This is a genomic window from Lonepinella sp. BR2357, from assembly GCF_051851525.1.
Lineage (GTDB): Bacteria > Pseudomonadota > Gammaproteobacteria > Enterobacterales > Pasteurellaceae > Lonepinella.
On sequence record NZ_JBPDVG010000009.1, the window covers coordinates 66,965 to 78,373 of the forward strand.

At 42.3% G+C, this 11,409-nt stretch carries 13 protein-coding genes and 2 riboswitches; of the genes, 3 read left to right on the forward strand and 10 right to left on the reverse strand.

Features of this window, described 5'->3' with window-relative positions; all coding sequences use genetic code 11:
* Positions 1–42 precede the first annotated feature (42 nt).
* The 9 genes from ACTG7L_RS07455 to ppdD all read right to left on the reverse strand — a co-directional run bounded on the left by ACTG7L_RS07455 (position 43) and on the right by ppdD (position 7,521).
* Positions 43–1,425, reverse strand: coding sequence for an alanine/glycine:cation symporter family protein (locus tag ACTG7L_RS07455; protein ID WP_439239892.1), 1,383 nt, complete (start codon positions 1,423–1,425; stop codon positions 43–45).
* A 97-nt stretch (positions 1,426–1,522) separates the two neighbouring features.
* Positions 1,523–1,628: riboswitch (glycine riboswitch) on the reverse strand.
* Between the two features lie 2 nt (positions 1,629–1,630).
* A riboswitch (glycine riboswitch) is annotated at positions 1,631–1,727 on the reverse strand.
* Positions 1,728–1,904: 177 nt separating this feature from the next.
* A complete protein-coding gene (locus ACTG7L_RS07460; protein ID WP_439328033.1) occupies positions 1,905–2,252 on the reverse strand; it encodes a hypothetical protein in 348 nt (115 codons plus the stop codon).
* Between the two features lie 232 nt (positions 2,253–2,484).
* Positions 2,485–2,748, reverse strand: a complete 264-nt coding sequence (locus ACTG7L_RS07465; protein ID WP_439328034.1) for a GNAT family N-acetyltransferase — start codon at positions 2,746–2,748, stop codon at positions 2,485–2,487.
* Between the two features lies 1 nt (position 2,749).
* A complete protein-coding gene (yacG, locus tag ACTG7L_RS07470) occupies positions 2,750–2,950 on the reverse strand; it encodes a DNA gyrase inhibitor YacG (protein WP_439328035.1) in 201 nt (66 codons plus the stop codon).
* A complete protein-coding gene (gene coaE / locus ACTG7L_RS07475; protein WP_439328036.1) occupies positions 2,947–3,561 on the reverse strand; it encodes a dephospho-CoA kinase in 615 nt (204 codons plus the stop codon). The genes yacG and coaE overlap by 4 nt, the downstream gene beginning before the upstream one ends.
* Positions 3,562–3,587: 26 nt before the next feature.
* The gene (locus ACTG7L_RS07480; RefSeq protein WP_439328037.1) at positions 3,588–4,286 is read right to left on the reverse strand and encodes a prepilin peptidase; all 699 of its coding nucleotides are present in this window, start codon (positions 4,284–4,286) and stop codon (positions 3,588–3,590) included.
* Positions 4,283–5,503 (reverse strand): type II secretion system F family protein, encoded by a 1,221-nt coding sequence (locus ACTG7L_RS07485; protein WP_439328038.1) that lies wholly within the window; start codon positions 5,501–5,503, stop codon positions 4,283–4,285. Before ACTG7L_RS07485 ends, ACTG7L_RS07480 begins: the two co-directional genes overlap by 4 nt.
* Positions 5,504–5,635: 132 nt before the next feature.
* A complete protein-coding gene (locus ACTG7L_RS07490; protein WP_439328039.1) occupies positions 5,636–7,051 on the reverse strand; it encodes a GspE/PulE family protein in 1,416 nt (471 codons plus the stop codon).
* A gap of 2 nt (positions 7,052–7,053) precedes the next feature.
* Complete coding sequence (ppdD, locus tag ACTG7L_RS07495; RefSeq protein ID WP_439328040.1) at positions 7,054–7,521, reverse strand: prepilin peptidase-dependent pilin; 468 nt, start codon at positions 7,519–7,521, stop codon at positions 7,054–7,056.
* A 124-nt stretch (positions 7,522–7,645) separates the two neighbouring features.
* Between ppdD and ampD the strand changes: the two genes are divergently transcribed.
* Entirely contained in the window at positions 7,646–8,188 is a 543-nt protein-coding gene (gene ampD / locus ACTG7L_RS07500; protein ID WP_439328041.1) for a 1,6-anhydro-N-acetylmuramyl-L-alanine amidase AmpD, read from the forward strand.
* An 83-nt stretch (positions 8,189–8,271) separates the two neighbouring features.
* Here ampD and rpsT read toward each other — a convergent pair whose 3' ends face one another.
* Positions 8,272–8,535 (reverse strand): 30S ribosomal protein S20, encoded by a 264-nt coding sequence (rpsT, locus tag ACTG7L_RS07505; protein WP_386689482.1) that lies wholly within the window; start codon positions 8,533–8,535, stop codon positions 8,272–8,274.
* Positions 8,536–8,799: 264 nt separating this feature from the next.
* On the opposite strand from rpsT, the gene murJ reads away from it, so the two are divergent.
* A complete protein-coding gene (gene murJ / locus ACTG7L_RS07510; protein WP_439328042.1) occupies positions 8,800–10,374 on the forward strand; it encodes a murein biosynthesis integral membrane protein MurJ in 1,575 nt (524 codons plus the stop codon).
* A 134-nt stretch (positions 10,375–10,508) separates the two neighbouring features.
* Positions 10,509–11,387, forward strand: a complete 879-nt coding sequence (locus ACTG7L_RS07515) for a DMT family transporter (RefSeq protein ID WP_439328043.1) — start codon at positions 10,509–10,511, stop codon at positions 11,385–11,387.
* Positions 11,388–11,409: the final 22 nt, after the last annotated feature.

Consider the following 11,409-nt stretch of genomic DNA (forward strand, 5'->3'; position numbering starts at 1 on the left):
AAACCACGTTTATCATAACGTGGTTTCAGCAAAAAATCAGCTTTATTTCATCGCTGTGGCTAACGCATGATCATGCAATTCACCGTCCTGTAAGCGTCGGAAATAATCCTTTGTTTCATTCACAATCACATGACGCAAACCAATCAACGCCACTAAATTTGGAAACGCCATTAAACCATTCACAATATCCGCTAAAATCCAGATCGTTTTTAATTCAATAAACGCCCCACAAGCGACCAGCATAATAAAAATCGCACGGTAAACTTTAATGCCTCGAATATCAAACAGATACACAAAACAACGTTCACCATAATAGCACCAACCTAAAATCGTGGTAAACGCAAAAAACAGCAAGCCAATCGTCACAATGGTCGCCCCTATGCTTGAACCTAATCCTTGTGCAAAGGCTAAATTGGTGGCTGCCGCCCCCTCTGTGGGACCGTTCCAAACACCGGTTATCACCAACACCAATCCTGTCATGGAACACACAATAATGGTATCTAAAAATGTCCCAGTCATGGAAATCAACCCTTGGCGTACAGGTTCTTTCGTTTGTGCCGCTGCTGCCGCAATGGGTGCCGAACCTAAGCCAGCCTCATTGGAAAAAATCCCCCGAGCAACGCCAGCTTGAATGGCTTTCATCACGGTTAATCCCAATGCTCCACCAATAGCCGCTTGCGGATTAAACGCACTCTGGATAATTAAGGAAATCGCTGCCGGTATTTTATCGGCATTAAGCAGTAAAATTACCAATGACGTAAGCACATAAAGTATCGCCATAAATGGCACAATTAAAGTCGATGCCTTGGCAATGCGTTTTACGCCCCCCAAGATAATCGCTGCCACCAACGCCGTCACCACCGCTGCCGTGATACCGACTGGCACATTGAAAGAATCTTGCATGGCATGGGTAATCGCATTAATTTGCGGAAACGTCCCAATGCCAAAAAACGCCACCAACACACCAAAAATCGCAAATAATTTTGCCAACCATTTAAGCCCTAGTCCACGTTCAATATAGTACATCGGACCACCTGCCATAAAGCCGTTTTTATCTCGTACCCGATATTTGACCGCCAACAATCCCTCGGCATATTTGGTCGCCATCCCTAACAAGGCGACTAACCACATCCAAAACATCGCCCCCGGTCCACCAGTTTGAATAGCCGTCGCCACGCCCACAATATTCCCCGTACCGATCGTCGCCGAAAGTGCGGTGCAGAGTGCGGCAAAAGCAGACACGTCGCCCGCTTGCCCATTACCTTTCTCACGTTTAAACATATAACCCAAGGCACGTGGTAACTGCACAATTTGAATAAAACCAAGCCGTAGGGTTAAATAAAGCCCTGTGCCAGCTAATAAAATCAGTAGCGGCGGCCCCCAAATAAAGCTATCAATGGATGATAAAAAATCTGACATTAACATAATGATTCTCGTAAAAATTTTAAAAAATTTATACAAGGTAGCGGAAAGCATAGAAGAATACGCTGCCAAACAGCGTAAAAACTGGAATAACCTTTCGCCCCTGTCCTTTTGCCTGAGCGTTTGAAGTGGTTGTTTTACAACAACATTCACTCTTTCGCCTTCGGCGTTTCGCCACATTAATCTGTGCGAAATCTCTCCAAGGGTTCGTCCACTAGCAGTCCTCGCTGATTAAATAAACCAGCACCTGAAAGATTTTACCTCGTCGGTATAGGGTCCATTCCCTATTCTCCAACTAGCTTCAACCGAACTAATTTAACTTTCTTTTATAATAAAGAAAGTGCGGTCAATTTTAGCAAAAATTTTGCAAAATTCAACCGCACTTTGGAAATAATAAGTAACAATAATGATGATTGACAATCGCAAGTTTTTAGGCTGTCTTTTTTACCCCAAAATAGCATGAGATTTACAGCATTAAGAGTTTAGTGTTTCTCAATCACCGCTCTCATTTCTTTCCAACTCTGGCAATCTTTACCTTTAGGATTAGTCTTACACGATTGCTTATCCTCTAATAAAGCTCGAAGATACACCTCTGCCATATATATGCTGCTAAATTTTGAAAGAATCATACCAAAATTCCCAACATATATTGTAGCATCAACATTGCCTTTTTTAGCTAGCGCATTTAAATCTTTAAGATAACTCGTACTAGAAGTACCATTTTGAATGGCTTTCTCAACACGTTGCAATTTTTGGGCATCAGTTTCCGCAAACGCATTATTCACACAAAATAAAGCCGCAAGTGCAGCCGTCAAAATCAGTTTTTTCATCGTAAAATCCTTAAATTTGTAGGAGTGATTGTTTATTGTTTCACCAAAGTGTGAAAGCTTGCGTAGATTAACATTGTTTTTTTTTTGAGCAATATGCTACTATTTTAACCGCTTTATTTTTGAACAATTTTGCTGCTGTTGATAAAATAAAGTCCGCCCAAATTTTCCAGTTTAACCTGAAAATTTGGGCGGACGTTTTGAAATAAGATCAACTAAAATAGCATACCGATTATTACTTTTCCCGTTCCCACTTCACTGCAATATAATTGCAACTCGGGATTAATTTCAAACCGTTTTCACGAATAAACGCCACCAAGGCTTGATAGAGTTTATCGGCCACACCTTGCCCCCGCAACACTTCCGACACATAGGTGTGATTGGCGTTAATAGTTTGATCGTCCACGAAAAAATAGGTCAGTTCAGCAATCTTGTTACCATTTTCGTCTACCACAAAAAATTCGCCTTGATCGTTCTTTTGCTGATGTTGAATATTCATCTTATCGTACCCAATCTTCTGAAAATTCTGCATTTTCTGCAAAATCGGCGGTGTCACAAGGAATGGCTTTTTCTTCCGCTGCCCATTCGCCCAAATCAATTAATTGGCAACGCTTACTGCAAAATGGGCGATAAGCACTTTCAGGCGACCAAACCACGGGCTTTTTACAGGTTGGACATGCTACGCTAAAACTGTCTGTCATTTTTTCTTACTCAAAGTTAAATAAAATTGGTGTAATTCTAGCACTTTTTGGCGGAGTCCGCTCTCGGTTTGTGCCAAATCGCCGTCATTATTAATCACATCATCCGCCACCTTCAAGCGTGCTTCCCGACTCACCTGTGCATTGATAATCTGTTGAATTAATTGCCGTTTATTGTTATCTCGCTGGCTTGCTCGTTCTAATTGCGTTTCAACCGACACATCCACCACCAAAACCCGATCACAAAGTGCGGTCAAGTTATTCTCAATTAATAACGGCACCACAAACAACACATAAGGGGCAGTTTGAGCCTGTAATTGCACCAAACATTCCGCCCGAATAGCAGGGTGTAACAACTGATTGAGCCAATTTTTCTCGCTTTCATTGTTAAACACTTTTTCACGCAACACTGCACGATTTAGCTCGCCGTGTTCGGTTAAAATTTCCTGCCCAAAATACACCGCAATTTGCTCCAACAAAGGCGATCCTTTTTCCACCACCTGACGAGCCACCACATCCGCATCCACCAATGGTACGCCTTGTTCTGCAAAAAGATTGGCAATCGTGGTTTTGCCACTGCCGATACCGCCTGTCAGTCCGATGATGTAGGTCATTTTTTCATCCTGTATGTTATTTTTAATTATCCTACCATATTTAATCCCAATAAAAAAATCTGCCCCATCACCAAAAACGGGGCAAACGGCAAATACACTACTTTTTCCCGTTTTACCGCTTTCCACCCTGCAAACACCAATCCCGAACAGCACGCCACAAACACCAAATACGGCAGTTGTTGCCACGGGTGAAAACTGCTTAATGCGCCCATTAGCCAATAGTCGCCACGCCCGAGAGCGTCTTGCTGATAAAAACAACGGGCGAGATAAAAAATCACATAGAACGACGCAAAGCCAACTAACAGGCTTTGTAAGGCTTGTTCGAGGGAAATCGGGGTAAACTGGAAATAGGCTCCCGTGATGCCTAATGCCATTAACTGTTGGCAATGGGTGACGGAAATAAATTGATAATGCCCGTCAATTTTGGCGATTAAAAATAGCAGCGTACCTGATACTGCCCAAAATAACGCTTGTAGCGGTTCATCAAAATAATAGCCGTTCAAGCCAAAAAAGATCGCTCCAATCCCAAAATACAACCAAAATCCACCGCACTTGATGGGCGTTAAGCGAGAATGTTCGGGGCAATTCTGCGGTGCATTTTCGGGGAAAAGATCGGCATAACTTTGGTAAATTTCTTGCTGAATTTGCGTGGCTAAGTTTTGTAAATAATGCCGAATGGCAACGCCGAGCAAACCGCCCAATACACAAAATCCGAGTATTATCATTGAATTAAGGATCCCATATTAAAGATCGGCAAATACATCCCGAGCATAATTAAGCCAATGAGTCCGCCAATCACCACCATTAACAACGGTTCGAGCATTTGCGAAAGCAGGTCAATTTTGTGATCCAGCTGTTGTTGATAGCTGTCGGCGATATGTTGCAACATTGAGGACAACTGCCCCGACTGTTCGCCCACTTGCAACATTTGTTTGGCTTGCATTGGAAATAAACCCGATCCCACGGCAGCAGAAAACGCATAGCCTTGTGCGATCCAGTGCAATATGGCTTGAACTTCTTGAATTAGGGTTAAATCCCCTTGCAGTTCCACCTTGCTTTGCCAGCTTTTCTTTTGGGGCAAAAAAGATTGTAGGGCTTGGTTTAAGGGTACGCCTGAGGTGAGCATTAAGGCTAATCCCCGACAAAAACTCACTAGCCTTGATAGCTGAACGATATTGCCGAGAACGGGCGTATTGGCGATCAATTTGGTTTTGAGTTGGTTAAGCCAAAGGGACGATTTTAGTTGCTGTTTAATCAGAAGAATCAACCCTACAATAAACAAAATGAGCAACCAAAAATATTGTTGTAATCCGTTCGATAAGAACAATAACACTTGAGTAAAAAATGGTAATTGAGCCTGATTATTGCCGTACATATCGGCAAATTGTGGCACAATAAAGATCAGCAAAAGGGCGGTTAACATCAGCGAAATACCGAGAACGAGCATAGGATAAAGCAGGATTTTCTGTAATTTGCGTTGTAATGCCACCGATTGTTGGCGATGTTCGGCAATTTGACTGCAAACCGTGGCGAGTTTACCTGTCATTTCGCCTACTTGAATCAGTTGGCGTTCTTGTAGGCTTAAAAATTTGCCTTGTTGCTGTAAGGCTTGCGAAAAAGACAGCCCCGTTTCAATTTGCTCCAGCAGTTGACGTAACCAGTGATTGAGCTGAATATTGGTGCAGTTTTGCAATAAAATCAACAGGCTATTTTTTAACGGCACGGCAGATTTAAGCAAAATCGCCAATTGCAACAAGGTATCGCAAATCTCGGCGGAACTGGGTTTAGTCGACAATTGCCAATTTTGTTGTAGCTTAATTTGCTGCAAGCCACGGCTAAATAATTGTTGCCGTGCAGTCTGTTCGGTTTCAGCAATCAATACGCCTTTTTGTTTTTGGTTAAGGCGATTGAGGGCTTGCCAGCGGTACATTTTTAGTTTCATATTATTTTGCTCCACAGTACAACCCCTCTCCCTCGGGGAGAGGGCTGGGGGGAGGGTAAAATGATTTAATTGAACAGAAAAACCCTCACCCTAACCCTCTCCCAGAGGGAGAGGGGATGGTTTGGATAAATGTTAATTGCCTAGCACTCTTCTAATTTCTGCTAGATCTGTAATTCCTTGCTCCACCTTCTGCAAACCAGCCTGTTGTAACGTTTTGAAATCTAATTGATACTGGTTGTCCGAATCGAGCTGTAAAAATTGATAAAGCCCAATTCGCCCTTTGTAGCCTTGATGACAATCACAAGAACTTTCCAATTTTCCACCGCACTTTTGGCAACATTTCCGCACCAGCCGTTGAGCAATCACCAACAATAAACTGTTGTCAATTTCGTGCTGTTTAATCCCCAATTGCAATAAACGTGGAATGGCTGAGGCTGCATCATTAGTATGCAAGGTTGACAGCACCAAATGCCCCGTTTGAGCGGCACGCAATGCCATTGCCGCACTTTCTTCATCACGAATTTCACCAAGCATAATAATATCGGGATCTTGACGCAGAAAGGTTCGCAATAACCGACTGAAATCCAAGCCAATTTGGGGATTAATTTGGGTTTGAATAATGCCTGACAGTGGAATTTCAATGGGATCTTCGGCGGTCATAATATGCTTTTCGGGGCGGTTTAAATAAGACAGTGCGGTGTAAAGCGTGATACTTTTTCCGCTTCCAGTTGGCCCTGTGACCAAAATCAGCCCTTGCGGTTGATCCAACGCCTGTTGAAAACATTGTTGTTGAGCAGCGTTCATGCCTAAATCTGCAAACGCCAATTGCACAGGCTTGTTTTGCTGCATCCGCAACACGGCTTTTTCGCCCAACGGGGTCGGCAAGGTGGAAAGGCGGAAATCCAAAATATCGGAAAACGTGGTTTTAAAATGAAAGCGACCATCTTGTGGCAAACGGGTTTCGCTGATGTCTAATTTTGCCAATAATTTTAGGCGAGAAATAACCCGACTAGACAGGCTCAATGCTATCGGCGGTTGGTTTTGCAACACACCATCCACCCGAAAACGCACCTGCAAATATTGGGCTTGCGGTTCAAGGTGAATATCCGATGCCTGTTGATGGAGAGCGTTTTCAAAAATTTGATTGAGCAACTTAATCACAGGCTCATCACTTTGTTGAGCCGAGTGATGCTTGTCTTCGTTCTCTTGCGGTTGAGCGTGATAAAACACGGGGCTTTCTTGCACCATCAACGCTTGCGGAGCCAGATCCTGCAATAAGCCTTTGAGTACCTTGGTTTCCAATAACACAGGCTCAATCATTTTACCCGTGAGAAACGAGAAAGTTTCACACGCTGATAAATTCGCCAGACTATCTAGCCCGAGCCAGACACAATGTTCATCTTCGGCTAAAGGGCAAGCCAAATAGCGAATTAAAATCCCTTGCTGTTGCTGATTTTGTTGCCATAACTGCGGTGAAATTTCAAAGCGTTTCCCCTCTTGGCTACTCACCGTTTTATTTAACGTGTTTGGGATAGAAAGTAGTGACATATTTATTGTCCTGTGCTACAAAAACCAGATGGGAAAAGTTCCGTATTTGAACCGCAGTTTGCCGCCCACGTCACCCCATCTTTGGCGGTGCCACTGGCTGTTAAGGTGTAACTAACACCGTCTAAGCTGCCATTGCCGACCACTGTAATTACGCCTGCGGATACGGCGACAGATTTAACGTATTTCCCTTTGGCTGTCGTCGTATTAGCTTGAATCCCATTTTTGCCACCCGAACAGTCGGTCACTGCCCCTTGATTATAGACGCAAAGTTCTACTTCCGAACGGTAAGGGGCTACTGCCTGTAACAATTCGGAAATGGCTGCCTTTTTAGTGTAGTTTTGGTAACTTGGAATAGCAATGGTGGCTAAAATCGCCACAATGGCAATAACAATCATAAGTTCAATTAAGGTAAAGCCTTTTTTGAATGAAAAAGATTGGATGGAATGGTTAAAAGTGCGGTGAATTTTCATAGTGTTTTCCTTTTGTTAAAATAAATTCCGTTACACTTTGCACGCCAAGTCAAAATTTGGCAAAATAAACTGTTCAATTTTGGAATCAAGATCACAAAAATCACTTTTTTAGAGGGCAAAACCGATGGTAAACTCACAGGGTTGGTTGGAAAATATACGACACTTACCCTCTCCGCATTTTGATGCTCGCCCCGATCCTGAAGATATTTCGCTGTTAGTTATTCATTACATCAGTCTGCCACCTGAACAATTTGGCGGTGGCTTTGTAGATGATTTCTTTCTTGGTAAACTTGATCCGACCGTTCACCCTTATTTTGAGGACATTTATCAAGTACGTGTTTCCGCCCATTTTTTTATTGAACGAGATGGGCGAATTACTCAATATGTGAGCTTACAAGATCGTGCATGGCACGCTGGCTTGTCGAGCTTTCAAGGACGAGATAAATGCAATGATTATGCCATTGGCATTGAATTAGAGGGGAGCAATGAACAGCCGTTTACGGAGGCACAATACAAGAAATTAGCCGAAATTACCCAACAAATACAAGCAATTTATCCGAAAATCACCGCCGATCGCATTGTGGGACATTGTGATATTTCCCCCGAGCGGAAGATTGACCCAGGACAGTATTTTGATTGGGATAAGTACTTGAAGTTATTGAGATAGATATGTAAATTGGCTATATTTTGTTATTTTTAGATAAAAATAAAGCCACAATGTTTAACTATTGTGGCTCTATCTTATTTAGATTACGCTAATTTTTTAATTTGAGCGGCTAATTTAGATTTGTGGTTAGCTGCTTTGTTAGCGTGAATTAAGCCTTTAGATGCCATACGATCCACGACTTTTTGCATCTCAACGAAAGCGGCTTCTGAAGCTGCTTTATCGCCAGTTGCTACTGCTGCATAAGTTTTTTTGATGTAAGTACGCATCATTGAGCGTTGACTTGCATTGTGTTGACGGCGTTTTTCAGATTGAACCGCACGTTTTTTTGCTGACTTGATATTAGCCAAGGTCAAACTCCTAAGAATTTCTGTTAATTAATCAATATTGCTCTTTCATTCAAAATTAGAATGAGCTGTCTGTAAATTTGTTGTTTTCGGTGAGACACAACCGAATCTTGGCACCGTTTTTCGGTTGCTATAAGCCGTTAAGCAACGCTTTAAACAATGTAGGGCGAGATTTTATCAGTTTTTTTTGTTTTAATATAGCATTAAAATGAAATTTCTATAAAATTAAGCTAATTTTTTCCGATTTCTACATTGAGAACAACCATTTTGAGTAAACGACTTTTAAAATCAGGCATTATCGTCAGCAGCATGACATTACTTTCACGGGTACTCGGTTTAGTGCGAGATGTGGTGATTGCCAATATTATTGGGGCGGGAGCAGCAGCAGACGTGTTTTTATTTGCTAACCGTATTCCGAATTTTTTACGCCGTTTATTCGCAGAAGGTGCTTTTTCGCAAGCCTTTGTGCCAGTGTTAGCGGAATATCAAAAATCAGGCGACATCAACAAAACTCGCGAATTTATTGCCAAAGTATCGGGTACTTTAGGCGGTTTAGTGACTCTTGTTACTGTATTCGCTATGATTGGTTCGCCGATTGTCGCCGCCATTTTCGGTACAGGTTGGTTTGTGGATTGGCTTAACGATGGACCCAATGCGGAAAAATTTAGCCAAGCGTCATTATTGCTTAAAATTACTTTCCCTTATTTATGGTTTATTACGTTTGTGGCGTTATCAGGGGCGATTTTAAACACCATTGGCAAATTCGGCGTGATGTCTTTCTCGCCCGTATTGCTGAATATTGCCATGATTTGCACCGCACTTTTATTAGCACCACATTTAGATAGCCCCGATCTTGCGTTGGCTATCGGTATTTTTGTCGGTGGTTTGCTACAATTTCTGTTTCAAATTCCCTTTTTACGTCAAGCTGGCTTATTAGTTAAACCTCAATGGGCGTGGAATGATGTCGGTGTGAAAAAAATCCGTACCCTGATGATTCCCGCTTTATTCGGCGTTTCCGTCAGTCAAATTAATTTATTGCTTGATACCTTTATTGCCAGTTTTTTAATGACAGGATCGATTAGCTGGCTGTATTATTCCGACCGTTTACTGGAATTTCCGCTCGGTTTATTTGGCATTGCGATTTCTACCGTGATTTTGCCCACATTAGCTCGTCATCATGTGAATCGTAGTGATGATGCACAAAAAAGTGCGGTGGATTTCCGTCAAACTATGGACTGGGGCGTGCGAATGATTTTATTGCTCGGCGTGCCAGCCATGATCGGTATTGCGATATTAGCTGAACCCATGTTACTCACTTTATTTATGCGTGGGCAATTTTTGCTCAATGACGTGCAAGCCGCTGCCCTTTCGTTGTGGGGATTTAATGCTGGCTTATTGAGTTTTATGCTAATCAAAATTCTGGCGAACGGTTACTACGCCAGACAAGACACCAAAACACCGGTGAAAATTGGGATTATTGCCATGGTCAGTAATATGGGCTTTAATCTATTGGCTATTCCGTTTAGTTATGTGGGTTTAGCCATTGCCTCTGCCATGTCGGCTACGCTGAATGCTTATTTGCTTTATCGTGGTTTAGCCCAAGCCGATGTGTATCATTTTTCGAAAAAAAGTGCGGTCTTTTTTGTCAAAGTTTTGCTTTCTGCCGTGGTAATGGGATCGTTGGTGTGGTATTTTAGTCCTAATTTAATGGAGTGGAATGCTATGAGCTTGTTTATGCGTATTCACTGGTTGATTTGGTTAATTGCCGTGGCTGCGGTGAGCTATTTTGCTATGTTAATGTTGTTTGGTGTGCGACAACGGGATATTTTGGTGAGAAATTAAGTTTTGACCCTCACCCTAACCCTCTCCCAAAGGGAGAGGGGACTGGAACTGACATAGACTAATTAACACCCAAAATCGTTCCCTCTCCCTTTGGGAGAGGGCTAGGGTGAGGGTTTGAGGATTTAAGAAACATAATGATTTATTTACTATTAGCTGCCCTTATTTGGGGAAGTTCATTTATTGCAGGAAAATACAGTTATGACATGTTTGACCCTGCCATTACCGTGCAATTACGTTTAGCCATTGCCGCCATTTTTTCTTTGCCTGCGTTTTTTCCTGCTTATCGCAAAATTCCAAGCCATTTAGTCAAAAAAATGTGGCTGATTGCATGTTTGGTGTTTCCAACGGTATTTATGTTGCAATTTATCGGGCTATCTTTCACCTCCGCCGCCAGTGCCGTTACTATGTTAGGGGCAGAACCCTTAATTACTGTGCTAGTTGGCGTATTATTCTTCAAACAACGGCTTAAATTAATCGACATTCTGTTTGGTATCGTTGCCTTTATCGGGGTTGCCTTAGTGGTATTAGGTTCTGAAGAACAAGGCGATGTCAGCCTATTAGGTTGCTTAATGGTTCTCTCTGGTGGTTTCATTTTTGCGTTTTGTTTATATATGAGCAAAGATGTTATGAAAGAACTCAAAGCGGTTGAATTTACCAATATTTTAATTGTATTAGGCACCGTAACCTGTGTTCCGATGACCTTATTATTTACCCAAAATTGGCAGATTAATCCGAGTAGCGAGGGTATTTGGGGGATTCTTTATTTATCCGTAGGTTGCACGTGGTTAGCCTATATTTTATGGAATAAAGGCTTACAAGATGTCAGTGCCAATATTTCCGCTATTTTCAGTGCGTTAGAACCTGTGTTTGGGGTTTTTCTTGCTTTGCTGATTTTAGGCGAACATCTTTCTTTGGTCACAGCAGTCGGTGTCGCTTTGGTTATTTTCTCCGCCATGGGATCCACGCTATTACCTGTTTGGTTTAGAAAATGGACAAGTCCGAAGTTACAATGAGCAAATGGGATATGTATAGAAA